This is a genomic window from Cryobacterium sp. PAMC25264 (genome assembly GCF_019443325.1).
GTDB lineage: Bacteria > Actinomycetota > Actinomycetes > Actinomycetales > Microbacteriaceae > Cryobacterium.
The window spans coordinates 484464-504353 of the sequence record NZ_CP080383.1; the positions used below are offsets into that span (position 1 = coordinate 484464).

At 69.2% G+C, this 19890-nt stretch carries 17 protein-coding genes and 2 pseudogenes; 11 read left to right on the top strand and 8 right to left on the bottom strand.

The genetic code is table 11. The annotated features are described in order from the left end of the window. The first annotated feature begins 6 nt into the window (after positions 1-6). Positions 7-2860, top strand: a pseudogene (gene infB, locus KY500_RS02195) (translation initiation factor IF-2). Between the two features lie 192 nt (positions 2861-3052). Beyond that, a complete protein-coding gene (gene rbfA, locus KY500_RS02200) occupies positions 3053-3580 on the top strand; it encodes a 30S ribosome-binding factor RbfA (protein WP_219902162.1) in 528 nt (175 codons plus the stop codon). A gap of 371 nt (positions 3581-3951) precedes the next feature. Here the strand turns inward: rbfA and KY500_RS02205 are convergent. The 4 genes and pseudogenes from KY500_RS02205 to KY500_RS02215 all read right to left on the bottom strand — a co-directional run bounded on the left by KY500_RS02205 (position 3952) and on the right by KY500_RS02215 (position 7157). After that, positions 3952-4904, bottom strand: a pseudogene (locus KY500_RS02205) (aldose 1-epimerase family protein). A gap of 7 nt (positions 4905-4911) precedes the next feature. Beyond that, a complete protein-coding gene (locus tag KY500_RS02210) occupies positions 4912-5952 on the bottom strand; it encodes a D-arabinono-1,4-lactone oxidase (protein WP_255579725.1) in 1041 nt (346 codons plus the stop codon). Between the two features lie 59 nt (positions 5953-6011). Then, the gene (locus tag KY500_RS19090; RefSeq protein WP_255579726.1) at positions 6012-6173 is read right to left on the bottom strand and encodes a hypothetical protein; all 162 of its coding nucleotides are present in this window, start codon (positions 6171-6173) and stop codon (positions 6012-6014) included. Between the two features lie 51 nt (positions 6174-6224). After that, positions 6225-7157 carry an A/G-specific adenine glycosylase gene (locus tag KY500_RS02215; protein ID WP_219902163.1) on the bottom strand — a complete coding sequence of 311 codons (933 nt, stop codon included), beginning with the start codon at positions 7155-7157 and terminating at the stop codon, positions 6225-6227. A gap of 23 nt (positions 7158-7180) precedes the next feature. Between KY500_RS02215 and KY500_RS02220 the strand changes: the two genes are divergently transcribed. Further along, positions 7181-7783, top strand: coding sequence for a hypothetical protein (locus KY500_RS02220; RefSeq protein WP_219902164.1), 603 nt, complete (start codon positions 7181-7183; stop codon positions 7781-7783). Here the strand turns inward: KY500_RS02220 and KY500_RS02225 are convergent. Then, positions 7767-8768, bottom strand: coding sequence for a ketopantoate reductase family protein (locus KY500_RS02225; protein ID WP_219902165.1), 1002 nt, complete (start codon positions 8766-8768; stop codon positions 7767-7769). The genes KY500_RS02220 and KY500_RS02225 overlap by 17 nt on opposite strands. Positions 8769-9014: 246 nt before the next feature. Continuing rightward, a complete protein-coding gene (locus KY500_RS02230; protein ID WP_219902166.1) occupies positions 9015-10487 on the bottom strand; it encodes an MFS transporter in 1473 nt (490 codons plus the stop codon). Between the two features lie 79 nt (positions 10488-10566). On the opposite strand from KY500_RS02230, the gene KY500_RS02235 reads away from it, so the two are divergent. The 5 genes from KY500_RS02235 to KY500_RS02255 are packed head-to-tail and all read left to right on the top strand — an operon-like array spanning position 10567 to position 14111. Continuing rightward, positions 10567-11262: a TetR/AcrR family transcriptional regulator gene (locus tag KY500_RS02235; RefSeq protein ID WP_255579728.1), complete on the top strand. Its 696-nt coding sequence runs from the start codon at positions 10567-10569 to the stop codon at positions 11260-11262. After that, the gene (gene truB / locus KY500_RS02240) at positions 11259-12263 is read left to right on the top strand and encodes a tRNA pseudouridine(55) synthase TruB (protein ID WP_219902167.1); all 1005 of its coding nucleotides are present in this window, start codon (positions 11259-11261) and stop codon (positions 12261-12263) included. Before KY500_RS02235 ends, truB begins: the two co-directional genes overlap by 4 nt. Beyond that, entirely contained in the window at positions 12260-12628 is a 369-nt protein-coding gene (locus KY500_RS02245; protein WP_219902168.1) for a hypothetical protein, read from the top strand. Before truB ends, KY500_RS02245 begins: the two co-directional genes overlap by 4 nt. A gap of 59 nt (positions 12629-12687) precedes the next feature. After that, positions 12688-13149, top strand: a complete 462-nt coding sequence (locus KY500_RS02250) for a hypothetical protein (protein WP_219902169.1) — start codon at positions 12688-12690, stop codon at positions 13147-13149. 20 nt (positions 13150-13169) lie between these two features. After that, entirely contained in the window at positions 13170-14111 is a 942-nt protein-coding gene (locus tag KY500_RS02255) for a bifunctional riboflavin kinase/FAD synthetase (RefSeq protein WP_219903241.1), read from the top strand. A 23-nt stretch (positions 14112-14134) separates the two neighbouring features. Here KY500_RS02255 and KY500_RS02260 read toward each other — a convergent pair whose 3' ends face one another. Further along, positions 14135-14833 (bottom strand): maleylpyruvate isomerase family mycothiol-dependent enzyme, encoded by a 699-nt coding sequence (locus KY500_RS02260; protein ID WP_219902170.1) that lies wholly within the window; start codon positions 14831-14833, stop codon positions 14135-14137. A gap of 23 nt (positions 14834-14856) precedes the next feature. Here KY500_RS02260 and KY500_RS02265 point away from each other — a divergent pair, with 23 nt between their 5' ends. Together KY500_RS02265 and KY500_RS02270 are read left to right on the top strand one after the other, a co-directional pair. Beyond that, positions 14857-16086 (top strand): CynX/NimT family MFS transporter, encoded by a 1230-nt coding sequence (locus KY500_RS02265; protein ID WP_370626861.1) that lies wholly within the window; start codon positions 14857-14859, stop codon positions 16084-16086. Between the two features lie 95 nt (positions 16087-16181). Further along, the gene (locus KY500_RS02270; protein ID WP_219902171.1) at positions 16182-17138 is read left to right on the top strand and encodes a sugar-binding transcriptional regulator; all 957 of its coding nucleotides are present in this window, start codon (positions 16182-16184) and stop codon (positions 17136-17138) included. A gap of 51 nt (positions 17139-17189) precedes the next feature. On the opposite strand, the gene KY500_RS02275 is transcribed toward KY500_RS02270, so the two are convergent. After that, complete coding sequence (locus KY500_RS02275) at positions 17190-18554, bottom strand: zinc-dependent metalloprotease (protein WP_370626862.1); 1365 nt, start codon at positions 18552-18554, stop codon at positions 17190-17192. A 141-nt stretch (positions 18555-18695) separates the two neighbouring features. Here KY500_RS02275 and KY500_RS02280 point away from each other — a divergent pair, with 141 nt between their 5' ends. Beyond that, positions 18696-19799, top strand: a complete 1104-nt coding sequence (locus KY500_RS02280) for a PDZ domain-containing protein (protein WP_219902172.1) — start codon at positions 18696-18698, stop codon at positions 19797-19799. Positions 19800-19890 lie beyond the last annotated feature (91 nt).

Consider the following 19890-nt stretch of genomic DNA (forward strand, 5'->3'; position numbering starts at 1 on the left):
AGAATTGTGGCTGCGAAACCACGCGTACACGAGATCGCAACTGAGCTCGGTGTCGACAGCAAGGTAGCCCTTGCGAAATTGAAGGAAATGGGCGAGTTCGTCAAGGGACCGTCCTCCAGTGTTGAACCTCCCGTTGCACGCCGTCTGCGTGCAGCACTCGAGGCCGACGGAGTCGCCACCGGCGGCGCCGCTGCCACCCCGGCGGCACCTGCCGCCGCGAAGCCGGCCACGACCACCACTGTCAAGCCCGGCGTCCGTCCGGGCCCTGCACGCCCCGCCGCACCGGCGCCCGCACCTGTCGTCGAGGCTCCCGCCGTGGATGCCCCGCCGATGCCGGCCGCACCGCTGACCGTGGCCGAGCGCCAGGTTCAGGCTGCCGAGAAGGCCGCCGCCGCCGAAAAGGCCGCAGCGACCGAGAAGGCTGCCGCCGAGGCGCCCGCTACCGCGGGCACCGAGACGACCCCCTCCGCTGCCACACCGGCCCCCAAGGCCGGCGGCGAGACCGCCCCGGCCGCCAAGCCCGGTGGAACCGTGCCGCGTCCGGGCGCCCGCCCGGGCAACAACCCCTTCGCCAGCAACCAGGGCATGGGCAAGACCCCCACCCGCGTCCGGGTAACAACCCGTTCGCGAGCGCGCAGGGCATGGGACAGCGTCCGCCGTCCTCCGCCTCGCCCAGCAACATCCCCCGCCCTGCCGCACCCCGCCCCGGCGCCCCGCGCCCCGGTGGACCCGGCCAGGCACCCCGCCCGACCGGCTTCGGCCAGCGTCCGGGTGGCTTCCAGCGCCCCGGTGGCGCTCCGGGCGGCGCCGGTGGCGCTCGCCCGGCTTCACCCGTCCGGGCGCCCCTGCCGGCGCACCCGGCTTCGGCCCGCCCCGCCCCGCCGGTGGCGGCGGCGCCGGCGGTCGTGGCCGTGGCCCCGGCGGTGGAACCGCTGGTGCATTCGGTCGCGGTGGCGGCAAGAACAAGGCTCGCAAGTCCAAGCGGACGAAGAGGGCCGAGTTCGAGCTGCGCGAGGCCCCGTCGCTGGGTGGCGTCAGCGTCCCCCGTGGCGACGGCGGAACCGTGGTGCGTCTGCGCCGCGGTGCCTCCATCACGGACTTCGCCGACAAGATCGACGCGAGCCCGGGCAACCTGGTCACCGTGCTGTTCCACCTCGGTGAGATGGCCACGGCGACCGAGTCGCTCGACGAGGCCACCTTCGACGTGCTGGGCAGCGAACTGGGTTACAAGATCCAGATGGTCTCGCCCGACGACGAAGACCGCGAACTGCTGCTCGCCTTCGACATCGACATCGACCAGGAACTGGCCGACGAGACCGACGAAGAGCTCGAAGTTCGTCCTCCCGTCGTGACCGTCATGGGTCACGTCGACCACGGTAAGACTGCGCTGCTCGACGCCATCCGTAACGCCAAGGTCGCTGCCGGTGAAGCCGGTGGCATCACCCAGCACATCGGTGCCTACCAGGTCGTCACCGAGCACGAGGGCATCGAACGTGCCATCACCTTCATCGACACCCCCGGTCACGAGGCGTTCACCGCCATGCGTGCTCGTGGTGCGCAGGTCACCGACATCGCGATCCTCGTGGTCGCCGCCGATGACGGCATCATGCCGCAGACGATTGAGGCGCTCAACCACGCGCAGGCCGCCAACGTGCCGATCGTGGTCGCAGTGAACAAGATCGACAAGCCCGGTGCGAACCCGCAGAAGGTGCGCCAGCAGCTCACCGAATTCGGCCTCGTCGCCGAAGAGTACGGCGGAGACGTCATGTTCGTCGACGTGTCGGCGAAGAACAAGGTCGGCATCCAGGAGATCCTGGACGCCGTCCTGCTCACCGCAGACGCCGGGCTCGACATGCGCGCCAACCCGAACAAGGATGCCCGCGGTGTGGCCATCGAGGCCAAGCTCGACAAGGGTCGCGGTGCAGTTGCCACCGTGCTCATCCAGTCGGGAACGCTGCGTGTCGGTGACTCAATCGTCGCCGGTACCGCCTACGGCCGCGTTCGTGCCATGGCCGACGAGAACGGCAACGCCGTTCTCGCCGCCGTGCCGTCCCGTGCCGTCCAGGTGCAGGGCCTCTCGAGCGTTCCCCGCGCCGGCGACACCTTCCTCGTCATCGAGGAAGACCGCACCGCGCGTCAGATCGCTGAGAAGCGTGAAGCCGCCGAGCGCAACGCCCTGCTGGCCAAGGCCCGCAAGCGCATCAGCCTCGAGGACTTCACCCGTGCACTCGAAGAGGGCAAGGTCGAATCGCTCAACCTCATCATCAAGGGTGACGTCTCCGGTGCCGTTGAGGCCCTGGAAGAGTCGCTGCTCAAGATCGAGGTCGACGACTCCGTTCAGCTGCGCATCATCCACCGTGGTGTCGGTGCTGTCACGGAGAGCGACGTCAACCTCGCCACCGTCGACAACGCCATCATCATCGGCTTCAACGTGCGCCCCGACACGAAGGCGCGCGAACGTGCGGCTCGTGAAGGTGTGGACGTGCGTTTCTACTCCGTCATCTACAACGCGCTCGAGGACATCGAGTCTTCCCTCACCGGAATGCTCAAGCCCGAGTTCGAAGAAGTGCAGAGTGGTATCGCCGAGATCCGCGAGGTCTTCAGCTCGTCGAAGTTCGGAAACGTCGCCGGTGTCATCGTGCGGTCGGGAACGATCACGCGAAACGCCAAGGCACGGGTCATCCGCGACGGCATCGTCGTGGGCGACAACCTGGCCATCGAGTCGCTGCGTCGCTTCAAGGATGACGTCACCGAGGTCCGTACGGACTTCGAGGCTGGTATTGGGCTTGGTAAGTTCAATGACATCCAGATCGGCGATGAGATCGAGACGATCGAATTGAAGGAAAAGCCCAGGGGTTAATACCTCGGTGGCACGGGGTCTCCGCTTGATCCCCCCTAAAGGGAAGAGCGGGGACCCCTACCCGATTCCCTTTAGGGGGGATCAAGCTCCGACCCCACCTCCCGAGAAACGCCAGCAACAATTCGATGGTGGGGGAGGGCTTGAGAGCGTTAAGAAGTACCCCGAAATTTATAGGTTTTCTAGGAGTAGATCATGGTAGATCCGGCACGCGCTATGAAGATGGCGGACCGCATCAAGGTCATCGTGGCCAAGCGGCTCGAACGCGGCATCCGCGACCCGCGACTGGGCTTCGTGACCATCACCGACGTCAAGGTCACCGGCGACCTGCAGCACGCCTCGGTGTTCTACACGGTCTACGGCTCCGAAGAAGAGCGCAAGGACAGCGCCGCCGCCCTCAAGGCCGCGACGGGCATGTTCCGCAGCGAGGTGGGCAAGAACATCACCGCCCGCCTGACGCCGTCGATCGAGTTCATCGCCGACGCCATCCCCGAGAACGCCGCACTGATCGACGACCTGCTGCGTGAGGCACGCGAGCGCGACACCCAGGTGGGTGAGATGGCCCGCACGGCCGTCTACGCCGGCGACGAAGACCCGTACGTGAAGCCGCGCGAGTACGCCGCGGACGAGGACGACGAGGATGACGACGACACCGACGAGGACGAGGTCGCCCCTGCACCCACCGGCCGTCACGTCGCTCCCACGGAGCCCGACGCACTGTAACTGCCAGAGCTGACTCTCGGCGCTGCCGCTCAGCGCTCATGGCGCTGCCGGCACCGGCCGCACTGCGTGAAGCACAGGCCTCCTGACCAAGCGTCAGGAGGCCTTTTGCGACCTCTCGGCGAGGTGTGTCTCCGCGAGTTGCAACGAAGTGCCGATGGAGGGCGCTCTTTGCCGCCTCTCGGCGGTTGTCTGGGACGCTGGGCTGCGTGTCCCTCTCGAGTTGCCGCTGAACGCCATCTCAGGGCCCTTGAGGGGGCGCTTTGCTTCCTCTCGGCGAGGTCGGCCGGCGGTGAGATGGCAGTTGGGGCCCACTCGGGAGCGCTGAGAGGGCGTCAAGTGGCAAGTCAGGCGGGGTCAGGCATCAGCTCGGGTCAGGCCTCGGTGGCGGCGATGGTCCAGGCGGCGGAGTGGGTCGCGCCAGCCGCGAGGCGCACCAGGTCCTCGCCGGTGGAGAAGGCGTCGGGCGGGCAGGTCATCGGCTCGACGGCCAGGCCGATGCGGCTCTGCTCGGGTGCGGGGCGGTCTGCCGTGTGCACCTGCAGCCAGGGCAGCTCCGGGCCGAAGGTCAGGCGCACACCGGTGCCGGCCGGACTGGTCAGCGTCACAGTGGCGGTCGCATCCGTGTCGCGGGCGATGGCGGTGAAGGCGTGGTCGATGAAGGTGTCGCCGATGACCCGCGGGGTGCGGAAGTCGAACTCCGGGGTGCTTTCGACCGGCGCGACGGCCACGGGGCTGAGGCGGTCGGGCGTGACGGTGAGGTAGCTTGCGGCGGGGAACTCCAGGCTCCAGTCGTCGACGGTGCCGGGGCCCGCCACGAGGTAGGGGTGCGGGCCGGTGCCGTACGGGGCAGTGCTCGCACCGACGTTCTCGGCGGTCACCGTGGTGGTGAGGCCGTCGTCGGCGAGGCTGTAGGTGGCCAGGAGAACGATGCGGTGCGGGTAGCCGTCGCTCGGCACGATGGTGGTGCCGAGAGTCACGGAGTCGGACGAGCGTGCCTGTAGCGACCAGTCCGCCCAGCAGACCAGGCCGTGCAGGGCGTGCGCCCGGCTGGGCTCGGTGAGCGGCAGCTGGTAGTCCACGCCGTCGAAGGTGTAGCTGCCGTCGACGACCCGGTTCGGCCAGGGCGCCAGCACGGCGCCGCGGTAACGGGGCGCACCTCGTCGGCGTCGAACGGAACCACGAGGTCGCGGCCCGTCCAGGTGAGCAGCCGCAGGCTCGCGCCCACGCTCGCGATGGTGGCAGAGTAGCCGCCGTGCTCGATCGTGAACTGCAGCCCGGAGAGCGGCAGCACCGACGCATCCGTGTCTGCAGCGGTCTGGGTCATGGTGGCGTCAGTCATGGGGAAGGACTCGTTTCAGGTAGGCGTTCTCGAAGCGGCCGGCGGGGTCGACCCGTCGCACGTGGGCGGCGAAGTCGCCGAGCCGGGGATAGGCCCGGCGCAGCCCGGCCGGGGACATCGTGGAGACCTTGCCCCAGTGCGGCCGAGGCGCGAAAGGCTCCAGCGTGTGCTCGACGAGGGGGAGCACCGCCAGGATCTCGGCCGGGAGCGGCTTCCAGGTGAAGTGGATGGCCAGGGAGTCCCTGGCGTAGCTGGGGCTGAGCCAGGCGGTGTCTGCGGCGACGCTGCGCAGCTCGGAGATGTGCAGCAGGGGCGCGATCCGGTCACCGATCGCCCGCAGCGCGGTGATGGCCGCGACGGCGTGCTCGGCTGGGATCAGGTATTCGGACTGGATCTCCTCGCCGTGGCTCGGCTGGAACTCACTGCGGAAGTGCGCGAGGCGCTCGTTCCACGGTCCGGGTTCGCGCAACTGCTCGGTGACGCTGTCTGCGGCGACCCCGGGCAGCGGATGCAGCGCCACGGTGGCCTCGGTGGCGCCCAGGGCGCCGAGGTCGAATTCCGGCCCGTCCACGTCCAGCCGGCGCTTCGACCAGACCTGGTGGGTGTTCTCGCCCTGGAACGTGGTGAACACACTCACGCTGTAGCCGCTGGACATGATGGCCGGCCAGTGGGCCAGCGCCGCCGCCCAGGACAGCTCCTCGTGCACGTACTGGGAGATCTGGAAGTGCGGCTGTACCCGAAGGGTGACCGCTGTGACGATGCCGACGGCACCCAGGCCCACCACGGATGCGGCGAAGTCTGCGTCGTGCTCGCTCACGGTGACCACCTGACCGTCGGCGCGCACGACCTCGAGGGCCAGCACCGAGGAGGCCAGCGAGCCGTTGCGCACCCCGGAGCCGTGGGTGCCGGTCTGGATGGCACCGGCCACGGAGATGTGCGGCAGGGACGCGAGGTTGGGCAGTGCGAGGCCCTGCCCGGCGAGGTACCGGCCCACCTGGGCGTAGGTGCTGCCGGCGCCGACCCGCACGCTCACGGGGACGCCGTCGTCGCCGGACTGCAGCGCGGGCTCACCGGCCAGTAGGTCCAGAGCGATCAGGGTGCCTCGGTATCGGCGATGGTCGAGAACGAATGCCGCGAGCCCAGTGCCTTCACCGGGCCGGATGCGGCGGCCACGATCTCGGATACCTCGGCCGTGCTGGTGGGGTGTCTGATGTCGTCGGTCGAATACTCGACGTTGCCAGCCCAGTTCTTCATCGAAACCATTTCTGTGAGGTGCGCGCAGGTGTGAGGTGAGCACAGGGGGAGTCACCCCTGGGAAAGAGCGTACATCCCGGTGTCCACGCACACGGCGAGGCCGTCGGCGAGCAGTCCGGCCAGGGCGCGGTCCCGCTGCACGGCGTCCGGCCAGAGGCTCTCGATCTCGGCGGCCGTGACGGGGTGGTGGGTTGCCCGCAGCTCGGCCATGATGAGGCCGCGCACCTGCCGGTCGCTTCCCTCGAACTTCTTCTGCACGGCCTTCTTCGGTCCCGCGTACTCCGGGTAGCCGGCGGCGCGCCAGGTGCAGGCATCCCGGATCGGGCAGGCGTCGCAGCGGGGGCTGCGGCTGGTACACACCACGGCGCCCAGCTCCATGATCGCGGCGTTGAAGACCGCGGCGGCCACGGTCTCCTCCGGCAACAGCTGCGACATTGCCTCCAGGTCGCGTCGCCGGCTCGGCGGCGCCGGTTCGGCCTGGCCGGCAACGGCGCGCGCGATCACCCGCCGGGTGTTCGTGTCGACGACCGGATGGCGATGGCCGTAGGCGAACGCGGCGACGGCTCTGGCGGTGTAGTCGCCGATGCCCGTGAGAGCGAGGAGGTCCTCCACGTCGTGCGGCACCACGCCACCGTGGCGTTCGGTGATCTGCACGGCCGCGGCGTGCAGCCAGAGTGCTCGGCGCGGGTAGCCCAGGCTGGCCCACGCGCGAACGGCTTCACCCGGGGGCACGGCGGCGAGGTCGCCGGGGGTCGGCCAGCGTTCGAGCCACTCCGCCAGACGCGGGATCACCCGGTTCACCGGGGTCTGCTGCAACATGAACTCGCTCACCAGGGTGCCCCAGGCGCTGAAGCCCGCACGCCGCCAGGGCAGGTCGCGCGCGTTGTCGCCGAACCAGGTGCTGATCTCGGCGGCAAGCCCGGCGGCCGCCGTTCCGGCGACATCTGCGGTGACGGTGGCGGTGCTTTGGGCTGTGGCGTTCATCCGTTCTAACCTAGGCTCGATTCATGAAGCTTGTTTCCACACCGCGCGTCGAGTACCTCCGTACCCTCGCGGCCGAGATAGTGAACCTGAACGGTCGGGGACGGGTGGTCGTGGCCGTCGACGGTGCCGATGCTGCGGCCCGAACGGCCTTCGCCGACGACCTGGCCGCGGTGTGCGACGAGGCCGAGACGCCCGCCTTCCGTGCCTCGCTGCCGTATTTCAGGCGATCACGCCAGGAGCAGGCCCGGTTCGGCGCCGATACCCCCGAACGGCTCTACCGGCACGGCTATGACTATTCGGCGTTGCGCCGGGTGCTGCTCGAGCCGTTCCGGCTGGGCGGCAGCACGGCGTTCGTCACCCGGGTGATCGACCCGGAGCGGGATACCTGGATCGAACCGGACTGGACGACGGCCCCGGCCGACGCGATCCTGGTGCTCGACGGTGAGTTCCTCAACCGCGCCGAGCTGCGGGACGGCTGGAACTACCGGATTCTGCTCGAGAGCGAGACCACCAACGAGGCCGACTACCTCTACCAGAAGGAGGAACGCCCCAGGCAGTGGGTGTCGGCCGTGATCGACCTGAGCGATCCCGCCCGGCCCACCCGGGTGTTCAGCGACTCCTGCTGAACCGCTCCACCACCTCGGTGGCGGTAAGGAACGTGCCACTCTGTTCCACCTGGTGCACGAGCGCCGTGAGCCGGATGTTCACCGGTGCCGCAGTCCCAGTCAGGCGGGCCTCCCGCACGACGACGCCGTTGAGGTAGTCCACCTCGGTGCGTTGGCCGCGCCGCACCGACTGCAGGGTGGAGCCCAGGTTGGGCACCGTTCCCATGCGGGCGCGCATCATGAGCGGCAGCGCCTGCCCGGCCCAGGCCGGCAACAGGGCGAAGAGCCGCAGCCGCCGGTGCCCGAGGGCCTGCATCGAGCCGAACCGGATGCCGCGGCCAAGGCCCACCCGCACGGCCTCGCGCATGCTCAGGGTCATGATCCGGCGCAGGCCAGGGTGTGTTACCACGGTCTGCACGCTCAGCCCGGTGATCGCCGGCAGGGCATTGAGCATATTCACCACGAGCTTGGTCCACTGGGCACCGACGAAATTGTCGATCGCCTGGGTGGGCACGGCTTCGGCCAGCACCGCCTGCCAGCGCCGGGTGGCCTGGTCGGCCGGCCCGCTGCCCCGACCGAGGTAGGTGGGGGCCGCCGTGGTCACGGTGACCAGGCCCGGCTCGGTGTAGTTCGCGGCGATGATCGACAGGGCGCCGAAGCAATCGGAGCCGGGCAGCAGCCGCCGGGCCGTGTCCACCCCGTCGAGGCCGTTCTGGATCACGATGACCGCGGCCCCGTCGAGCACGGCGGCGTTGTCGCTGATCGCAGCCTCGGCATCCTGCGCCTTGGTGCAGACCAGGGCCAGGTCGGGCGTCTCGGTCAGTCGCTCGAGCGCCGTCGGATGGGACTGCCCCATGCCGAAGCCGCCCTCCAGCCGGATGCCGCGCTCCCTGATCGCGGCAAGTCCGGCGCCGCGGGCGGTGACGGTGACGTCGTGGCCGGCCTGGGCGAGGAGGGTGGCGAAGGTTCCGCCCAGGGCGCCGGCACCGATCACAGCAATTCGCATGAGCTCAGCCTAGAAGTTCGCCGGGTGGGGCGCTCACGTGAGACGGCGTGCGGGGCGTTCCCACCTCGGTGGTCGAGCTTGTTGGACGCTGGTCGAGCTTGTCGGACGCTGGCCGAGCTTGTTGGACGCTGGTCGAGCTTGTCGACCCGGTGAGCGGATTTCGAGGCACGTCACGAGGTCTGCTTCTGAAGGCTCCGCACAAGTCGACAGGCTCGATCGACGGGATGGGGACGATTGCGGATCGGGTCAGCGAAGGGCGGGCGCGCGGCGGCCGGAGGGCAGCGCCAGTGCGATGACCGCCGCGACCGCGAGCACGCCGGCTCCCACCATGACCGCGGGAATTGCCGCATCCACATAACCGTTCGGTGTCAGCTCGCCGCCGTTGCCGGTGAACACGGCCGTGAGCACCGCCACGCCCAGGGCCACGCCGATCTCCCGGAAGGTGGAGTTGGTGCCGGAGGCCTTGGCCTGATCGTGCGGTGCCATGTTGGCCAGCACGGCGGTGGAACTGGGCGCGAAGACCAGTCCCATGCCCAGCCCGGCCAGGATGAACGGGCCCACCAGTTCGCCGTAGGCGACGTCGGTCGACATCGTTGACGCGAGCCAGAACATCGCCGCGGCCAGGAAGGCCAGGCCCAGCACGATCGGCAGCCGGGTGCCGGTGCGCGGGCTGAGCAGCCCGGTCAGCGGAGCCACGACCATGGGCGCGAGTGTCCACGGCATCGTCATCACCCCGGCCTCGAGCGGGCTGTGGCCCTGCACGATCTGCAGGAACTGGATCAGCACGAAGATCGACCCGAAGATCCCGAAGCTGAAGGTGATACCCACCAGATTCGCGACGGCGAAGCTCCGGTCGCCAAACAGCCGAAGCGGCAGCAGCGGCGCGGATGCCCGCTCCTCCCACCAGACGAAGGCCAGCAGGAGCGCCGAGCCGCCGATGAGCGCCGTGAGCACCTCGGTGCTGGACCAGCCGGCCTCGTTGCCGCGCACGATTCCGTAGACGATCCCGAACACGCCCGTTCCTGCGAGCACGAGGCCGACAATGTCGGCGCGCAGCCGGGCGCCGAAGGTGTTGGGCAGGGCGGCCAGTACCAGGGGGACAGAGAGCAGACCGAGCGGCACATTCAGCCAGAAGATCGACTGCCAGTTCCAGCCCTCCACCACGGCCCCGCCGATGAGCGGGCCGAGGGCGACACCGAGTCCGGCGATGCCACCCCAGATGCCGATGGCCGCGGGCCGGAACCTATCGGCGACCGATCCGACGAGCAGGGTGAGCGAGAGCGGCATCAGCGCCGCTGCGCCCACCCCCTGCAACGCCCTGGCGGTGATGAGCAGCCACGGCTCGACGCTCACCGCGCAGAGCGCGGATGCCGCGGTGAACACGGCGATCCCGGCCAGGAACACCGTGCGGCGCCCGAAGCGGTCGCCAATGGCGACGGCCATGAGCATGAACGTGGCGAAGCTGAGTGAGTACGCATTCACCACCCACTGCAGCTCCTCGATGGTCGCCGAGAGGTCCGCGTTGATCACGGGCAGGGCACTGGTGACCACGAGGTTATCGAGGGTGGCCATGAACATGGGCAGCGACGCGGCCAGGACGGCGAGCCACACCGGCACCCTCCGCCGCCGGGTCGTCCGGCTCGAGTCCGGTCCGGGCTCGGCGGGGCGGCGGGCTGCTTCGGCGGGCACAACCAGGTCGGCCGGCGGTGGAACGGTCATGGTCAGACCCCTTCGAGAAGTGTTGTAATCGAATGATTACAAGATGTGAGATTAGTTATCGGCTGATAACCTGTCAAGTGTGACGACGACATCCGAACCTGAGACATCCGCGACCGGCGCATCCGACATCGCAGCGGTGCAGCCCACTGAGCGCATCCCCGCTGCTGTTCGGCGGGAGCAGATCCTGGCCGCCGCCAGTGTGGTGTTCGGTGAGCGGGGGTACTCCGGTGCCACGACCGACCAGGTGGCCAAGGCTGCGGGCATCAGCCAGCCCTATGTGGTGCGGATGTTCGGCACCAAGGAGAATCTCTTCCTGGAGGTCCTGGCCCGGGCGCTGGACCGCCTGATCACCGGTTTCCGCCTGATTATTGCCGAACCTCGCGAACACGGACCCGACGAAGCCGAGAATTTGGCGGCCCGGCTCGGCGCCGCCTATGTCGACCTCATCGAGGATCGCGGCATCCTGCTCTCGCTCATGCAGGCCTTCATTAGCGGCAACCACCCTGTCGTCGGCGCCAAGGCCAGGGCCGGCTTTCTCCAGATCTACCGGATGTTGCGCGACGAGGCGGGCTTCCCGCCCGACACGATCCGGGCGTTCCTGGCCGATGGCATGCTGTTCAACACCCTCCTGGCCATCCGGCTGCCGGACATCTTCGACGATGACCCCGCAGCCGAGGAGCTCATGCGATGCACATTCCGTGGCAAGCTCGACGTTGTGCTCGGCGCCACCGCCGCCGAGAACGAACTTGATTCCAGCCCGAAGGACCGCACGTGAACGCCCCGAGACGCAAGCCCGCGAGCACGACCAGCGGACTCGTACTGATCGACAAACCCCAGGGTTGGACCAGCCACGACGCCGTCGCCCGCACCCGCCGCCTGGCCGGCACCCGCAAGGTCGGCCACGCCGGCACCCTCGACCCCATGGCCACCGGCCTACTGATCCTCGGCATCAACAGCTCCACCCGGCTGCTCACCTACGTGGTCGGGCTCGACAAGGAGTATCTGGCCACCATCCGCCTGGGTGCTGCCACGACCACCGACGACGCCGAGGGGGAGGAGCTGACCCGAGCCCCCGCCGAGGTCGTCGCCGCCGTGAGTGAGGGATCAATCGTCGACGGCATCGCCGCCCTCACCGGAGCGATCAGCCAGCGGCCGAGCGCCGTGAGCGCCATCAAGGTGGACGGCAAGCGCGCCTACGCCCGGGTGCGCGCCGGCGAGGACGTGGAGCTGCCCGCCCGGCCGGTCACCGTGAGCGAGTTCGAGCTCGTGTCCAGCACCGCCGCCGACGGCTTCCTCGACCTCGAGGTGCGCGTGGTGTGCTCCTCGGGCACCTACATCCGCGCACTGGCCCGCGACCTCGGCGACGCCCTGGGCGTGGGCGGTCACCTCACGAGCCTCCGCCGCACCCGCATCGGCCCGTTCGGCATCATGGACGCCGACCCACTCGACGTTCTCGATGTGGGCCGGGCCCTGATCGGGCCGGCGGATGCGGCGACCCGCCTCTTCGACCGGCTCGACCTCGACGCGCAGCAGGCCATCGACCTCGGCCACGGCAAGCGCATCGAGGCGCCGGCCGGAGCGGGCGACGCCGGCCCGGTCGCGGCTGTGGACCCGGCGGGCCGGCTCATCGGGCTCGTCGAATACCGCGACGGGCGCGCCAAGTCGATCGTAAACTTCCCGCCGGACGACGAGCCCGCGCCTGCCGCCGAGCCCGCCGCGAGCGCGGCGCCCGAGCCCGCCCCCGCAGCACCCACAGAATCCGAGGACGCCAAGTGATCGAGTGGTTCGCCTACCTGCAGCTGGCCGTCGCCGTGCTCGCCGGCCTCCTCTGCCTGGGGCTCGGCCTGGCCGGCCGCAAGCCCACCGACCTGAGTATGGGTGCCACCCTGCTCGTCGAGGTGCTCCTGATCGTGCAGCTCGTGGTGGCCATCGTGGCGCCCTTCACCGGCAACGAGGCCACCGGAAGCGTCCTGGAGTTCTACACCTACCTGATCAGCGCCATCCTGCTGCCGCTCGGCGGGGGAGTCTGGGCGCTCATCGAGCGCAGCCGCTGGAGCACCGTGATCCTGGGTGTGGTGTGCCTGTCCGTGGCGGTCATGCTCTACCGCATGCTGCAGATCTGGACCGTGCAGACCGTCTGAATCACACCGGTAGCGCCCGGCACCGGGTCACCCGAAGATGCTGCGATAATTACTGAGCGATGAATGAGCTCAAGACCGACTCCGGAGACAACGCCACCGGCACCACGCCCCGCCGGGTGACCGGCATCGGCCGTGTGCTGATCATGGTCTACGGGGTGCTCGCGCTCGCCGCCACCGGGCGCTCCTTCGTACAGATCGTCGGCAAGTTCGACCAGGCACCCGTGGCGTACACGCTGTCCGCCCTCGCGGCCGTGGTCTACATCGTCGCAACCGTCGCCCTGATCAAGCGCGGTGCGCTCTGGTACCGCGTGGCCTGGATCACCATCGGCTTCGAGTTGCTCGGCGTACTGGTGATCGGCACCCTGAGCCTGGTGGACCCGCAACTCTTCCCACACGACACCGTCTGGTCGGTCTACGGGCGCGGCTACCTGTTCATCCCGCTCGTGCTGCCGATCCTGGGCATGTGGTGGCTCGCCCGGCACGCCCCGGAGCGGGCCGGCCGGAACGGTTCCGCAGCGTGACCGGCGCTCAGGTCACTCCCATGAAGGTGCTCGACGGCGTCGAGTCGGTGCCGGCCGACTGGCCGGATTCGGCCGTGAGCATCGGCAAGTTCGATGGCGTGCACGCCGGCCACCGGGCCGTGATCGCCGAGCTCAACAGCCTCGCCCGCCGCGAGGGCCTGGCGTCGGTCGTCGTGACCTTCGACCGCCATCCGCTGGCCCTGCTGAACCCCGCGAAGTGCCCCACCGAGCTCGTGAGCGTGTCGCAGAAGCTCGACCTGCTCGCCGAGACCGGCATCGACGCCACTGTGGTGCTCACCTTCGACCACGCGCTGTCTTCGCTGCCGCCCCAGGACTTCGTGCGCGACATCCTGGTGGACACCCTGCACGCCAAGCACGTGTCGGTGGGCCGGGACTTCAGGTTCGGCGCCAAGGGCGCCGGCGACGCCGACCTGCTCACCGAGCTCGGTCGGCAGTACGGTTTCGACGTGCGACTGATCGACGACGTGATGCCGCAGGGCGAACGCCGGGTCTCCTCCACGTGGATCCGCGACCTGCTCTCCGCCGGTGATGTGCGCTCGGCCACCCGCCTGCTCGGGCACCTGCCCACGGTCCGCGGCGTGGTCGTGCACGGCGCGGCGCGGGGCCGGGAGCTGGGTTTTCCCACCGCGAACCTGTCTCCGGAATCCGAAGGCTTGATCCCCGCCGACGGTGTCTACGCCGGTTGGCTGACCGACCATGGCGCCCGGTACCCGGCCGCCATCTCCATCGGCAACAACCCCACCTTCGATGGCGTGCCGCAGAAGCAGGTGGAGGCCTACGTTCTCGACCAGGAGATCGACCTGTACGACCATGTCGTCGAGGTGGCCTTCGTCGAGCACATTCGCGGCATGGTGGCCTTCACCGGCATCGAACCGTTGATCCGCCAGATGCAAGACGACGTCGTGAAGACCCGAGCGATCCTGCATCGCCCGTTCGACTAGCCCGTTCGACTAGCCGGTTCGACTCAGCCTTCTGCGGCACCCTCTGCGCTGTCGGAGGTCCGGTCCGCCTCGCGGGGCAGTGGTCCGCGGCCGAACAGGAACACCAGCAGCTCGCGTGCCGTGCCGGGCAGCGGGGTGCCATGACCGACGCTCCAGTCGGCATCCGTCGCCTCGAGTCGGCGGATGCGCAGAACGGCCTTGATCTCGGTGGGGGCGATCAGGCTGCGGCGAAGCGCCACAGCTCCACCTGCCGTCGCGTGGATCGGCAGGGGGAGACCGAGGGGCTCGGCCACGTCGAGACCGTGCACCACGGCCTCGGTGAGCTCGGTGATCCCGCCGTGGCCCACCCCGGCGGCGCGCTCAGCGGCGATCTCGCGGAGCCGGGCCACAAGCGCCGCGGGTTCGGCCTCGGCGGCGGCGCGGCTCACGGCGTCGATTGCCCGGGCGGGGCGCAGGAAGTGGCCCAGGTACGCGCGTGCCGCACTGCCCAGAAGCTGCCTGCGGCTGCTGCCCAACCGCCAGACCAGGTGCCCGGCGACATCCCGCACCCGCCATCCGCTGCACAGGCTCGGCGATTCCCACTGCTCGGGGGTGAGGGTGTCGAGCACGTCGGCGACGGCCGTGAGGGTGGCCGCGAGGTGCCCGGACCAGCGGGCGTTCACGCCGGACTCGTTGCCGACGCTGCGGAGGCTCAGAGGGAGGTCGCGCGCGAAGTTGGCCATGTGGTCCAGCCTAGACTTGCACGGTGTCAGTGAGCCCGCCGCGTCCCCTCTGGTCCGGCCGTGCCTTGGCACTCGTGGGGATCGTGCTGGTGGCCGCGAACCTGCGCACCGCCGTCGCAGCGCTCTCGCCCATCGTGGGGCAGATCAACGCCGACATTCCGCTGAGTTCCGCAGCCATCGGCGTGCTCGGCATGCTGCCGCCAGTGTGCTTCGCGGTCTTCGGCATCTTCACCCCGGTGTATACCCGCCGCCTTGGCCTGGAGAACGTGCTGGTGCTGGCCCTGGTGGCCATGCTCGCCGGCCATGTCACGCGCGGCCTGGCCGGGTCGTTCGGGATGCTCGTGGTGGGCAGCGTCATCACCTTCGCAGGTCTGGGTGTCGGCAATGTGCTGCTGCCGCCGCTGGTCAAGAAGTACTTCCCCGACCGGGTCGGCCTGGTCACCTCCCTGTATGTGACGGTGGTGTCGTTGAGCACCCTGATCCCGCCCCTGATCGCGGTTCCGGTGGCGGATGCGGCCGGTTGGCGGGTGTCGCTCGGCCTCTGGCTGGTGCCGGCCCTGATCGCCCTCGTGCCGTGGGTGAGCATGTTCGTGCGGCACCGGGTGGAGTCCACCCCCGCCGCGCTGATCGACGAGGCTCAGCCGGCCGTGCTCGGCCAGATCTGGCGGTCCTCGATCGCCTGGGCGCTCGCGGTGGTCTTCGCCACTTCTTCGCTCAATGCTTATGCCATGTTCGCCTGGCTGCCACAGCTACTCGTCGACAACGCCGGGGTGACCCCGGCCCAGGCCGGCACCCTCCTGTCGATATATGCGGGCATGGGTATCCCCTGCGCACTGCTGATTCCGTGGCTGACGGCGCGGATGAAGAACGTCGCCGTGCTGGTCTACGTGGGCGTCCTGGCCTTCCTGCTCGGCGACCTCGGTCTGCTGCTCGCCCCGGCAACCCTCACCTGGCTCTGGGTGGTGCTGGCAGGGCTCGGTCCGCTGTTCTTCCCGCTGGCGCTCGTGCTGATCAACCTGCGCACCCGCACCCACGAGGGGTCGGTGGCGCTCAGCGGCTTCGTGCAGAGTGTGGGCTACACCCTCGGCGCCCTCGGGCCCCTGAGCGTGGGACTGCTGCACGAGCTCACCGGTGGCTGGACCGCCCCGCTGATCTTCCTCATCTGCACCGCGCTGGCGGTCACCGTGGCCGGCGCCGTGATCGCCCGCCCGCATCTGCTCGAGGACGACCTGGAGCGCCACCGGGGCCGCTGAGCGGCTTCTGCTCATATGAGCAACCTCGGCAACATGAGTTGTTCCGGCCGATCAGGTCGACTTACGCTGGGGGGACGTGGGAAGGCACCAAGCTGATGACTGACATCGATGAGCTCCTGTCCATCCGGGCCGCGGAGCTGTACTACGAGGAAGACAAGACCCAGGACGAGATCGGCACCATCCTCCGGCTCACCCGGTGGAAGGTCGGCCGGTTGCTGGCACAGGCCAAGGCCAAGGGGTTCATCCGCATCGAGATCGTGCATCCGCGCGCCCGCCGCCTGGGCCTTGAACGCCAGCTACGTCAGGCCACGGGCCTGACCGACGTCGTCGTCGTGTCGACAGCCGGCGTCGTCGACGAACTCGACCTGCACAAGCGGACCGCGCAAGCGGCCGCCGATTACCTCACGGCACTGCGCCCGGTGCCGCGCACTCTCGGCATCAGCTGGGGCCGCACGCTGCACGACATCTCCCTGCAGCTCAAGCCCGGCTGGGCCAGCGGCGTGAACGTCGTGCAGATCAACGGCGGGGTGAGCCTGAACGCCCGCCCCGGCACCGCCGCGGCCACGGCCGTGAGCATCGCGCAGAAGGGGGCAGGGCAGTTCACCCTGCTGCCCAGCCCCGCCATCCTCGAACGGGTGGAGACCAAACAAGCCATCGCCTCCGACCGTTCGGTGGCGGGGGTGCTCGAGATGGGGTCGGCAGCCTCCGCGTACCTGTTCAGCGCGGGGCAGGCCGACCAGGATTCCGCCCACGTGGACAGCGGCTACCTCACGCCGGAACAGATCAGCGAACTCGTGCGCAAGGGCGCCGTGGGGGATGTCGTCGGCCGGTTCATCGACAGCGACGGCCAGATCGTCGACCCCGCGTTGGACGAACGCACCTTCGGGATCTCGCTCGATCAGTTGCGCAGGTCCCGCACGGCGATCGCCGTGATCGGCGGACCGCGCAAGCATGCGATCGCCAGGTCGGTCGTCCTGTCCGGCCTCTGCACCGTCCTGATCACCGACGAAGACACGGCCCAAGCCCTCTTAGGCCCGCGAACCGTGAGCTAAGCCCCGAAAAACGAGCGTTTTCGGGGCTTAAGTCACAGTTCGCGGGAGGGGTTAGGCCTCGTGCGGGCGGTCGGGGTTGTCGTCGCGCAGCAGGTCTTCGAGGGCCTGGTCCACTTCGTCGAGCACCGGAGCCTCGCCCTTGGCGGTGCTCGTGAGGCGCGCCACGAGGGCCTGCGGGTCGTCGAGGTCGGCCGAGGTGGGCAGGATGTCCGGGTGCGCCCACAGTCCGTCCCTGGCTTCGTTGCCCACGGCATCCGTGACGGCCTGCCACATCGCGGCGGCCTCGCGTAGGCGCCGCGGGCGCAGCTCCAGACCCACCAGGGTGGCGAAGGCGGACTCGGCTGGTCCGCCAGAGGCGCGGCGGCGCTTGACCGTCTCGTTGATGGCATCGGCGCGCGGTAGTCGGCTGGTGGCCTCCACCGTGACCACGTCGACCCAGCCTTCGACGAGCGCGAGCATGGTCTCCAGCCGGCCGAGGGCGGCCAGTTGGGCCTCGGTCTTGGGCGGAATCAACGAACCGTTCACCATGGCGTCGCGCAATTCCTCCGGGTTCGACGGGTCGAAGCCCTCTGCCAGGGATTCGAGACGGGAGGTGTCGATGCTGATGCCGTGGGCGAACTCGGTGATCGAGGTGATCATGTGCAGGCGCAGCCAGCGGGAGTGCCGGAACAGCCGCGCGTGGGCGAGTTCGCGCACCGCGAGGTAGATCTGCACCTGGTCCATGGGCACGTCGAGGCCCTCACCGAACTCGGCGACGTTCTGGGGGAGGAGGGCGGCCTGCTGGTCGCCGAACAGCGGGATGCCGATGTCGCCGCCGGAGACGACCTCGCTGGAGAGCTGGCCGACGACCTGGCCCAGCTGCATGGCGAACAGGGTGCCGCCGAGGCTCCGCATCATCTGGCTGGCGCCGGCGAGCATGCCCTTGAGCTCCTCCGGTGCCTGTTCGCTGAGCACGGAGGTGAGCGAGTCGGAGATGCTCGTGGCGACGGGCTCGGCCAGCTGGCTCCAGAGCGGCATCGTGGCGGTGACCCATTCCTTGCGGGTCATCAGGCGCGGTTCAACCGTGAGCTCGGCGACGGAGATCACGTCGTCGAGCCAGAGGGCCGCGATGTGGAAGGCCTGCTCGAGCTCGGCGCGCTGGGCCGGCGTGGTGCTGTGTGCGCCCGTTGCGGCGCGCTCCTGGCCCTGCTGCAGGGCGATGTCCCAGTTGATGCCGCCGTCGCCGTCACCGGCGCGGAGGGCTCCCTGCAGCTGGTTCATCAGAGCGGCAACACTCGCCGGGTCGTTGGGAAGACCGGCCGCGCCGGCCAACTGGCCGGGGTCGATCGACGATTTACCCGAGAGGATGTCTCGGAGCATGTCCCGGAATTCATCTTCGGGGTTCTGACCCTCGTCGGGTCGGGAGTCATCGGCCACTTCAGGCACCTCTCAGTTGCTTGCCTCTACGCTAGCCCGAGAACCCCGGCCAGAACTGGGAAATGACCTACGCTGGGTCCTTGCGGTGTCCGCCTGTCGCGAACACCGCTCACGACCCCGTTCACCCCTTTAAGGAGCCTGGTGGCCCTCTTCACCGATGATTCGTCCCTAGGCTCCGCCCACCGCCGCCGTGGTTCCCGCACCGGCTGGGTGGTGCTGGGCATCGCGCTGGTCACGGGCCTCACGCTCGCTGTGGTCCCGTCGCCGTATGTGGTCGAGAAGCCGGGCCCGGTCTACAACACGCTCGGCTCCGCAGACTACGAGGGTGAGAAGAAGGACCTCATCACCATCCCCGACGAGACCGTCTACCCCACCGAAGGCAGCCTCGACCTGCTCACGGTGTCGGTGCTGGGCAACCCCGACAACCGCCTGAACTGGCTCACGGTGGCCGCCGCCTGGCTCGACCCGAGCCAGGCCGTGGTGCCGCTCGAGTCGGTCTTCCCGGCCGACGTCACCACCGAGGAACGCGACGAGCAGAACCAGGTGGCCATGGTGAACTCCCAGCAGGATGCCATCGCGGCGGCGCTGACCAACCTCGGCTACGACTATCCGACCGAGTTGAGCGTGGTCTCCCTGGCCGACGACGCCCCGGCGGCCGGCGTGATCAAGGCGGGCGACCTCATCGAATCGGTCAACGGCCAGGCCGTCGCCGACATCACCGCGCTGCGCGCCGCGCTCACGGCAAGCGGCGCCGACACCCCTGCCACCATCGGGCTCAGCCGCGACGGCGCCGAGCAGAGCGTCGAGGTCACCCCGGTCGACATCAGCGGCAACGTGGTGCTGGGCATCAACGTCAAGTCCGAATACCAGTTCCCGTTCGACGTTGACATCCAGCTCGACAAGGTCGGCGGCCCGAGTGCCGGCATGATGTTCGCCCTGGGCATTATCGACAAACTCACGCCAGGCGCGCTCCAGGGTGGGGCGGATGTTGCGGGGACGGGAACCATCGACCAGTCCGGCACCGTGGGGCCCATCGGCGGGATCCGCCAGAAGCTCTTCGGCGCCAGCAACGCGGGCGCCGACTGGTTCCTCGCCCCGGCCGCCAACTGCGACGAGGTCACCGGCCACATTCCGGACGGTCTCACCGTCTTCGCGGTGAGCACGCTCGACGACTCGCTCGCGGCGCTTGACGCCATCCGCACCGGCGCCGACACGAGCGCCCTGCCTACCTGCCCGGCAGGCTGATAGCAGCGCCTCTTCTGGGTGAGCCCTCAGCGAACTGGGGGTTTGCCCCGAGACTCGCTGCGTAGAATGAGGGTCTGACCCCGATCTATCA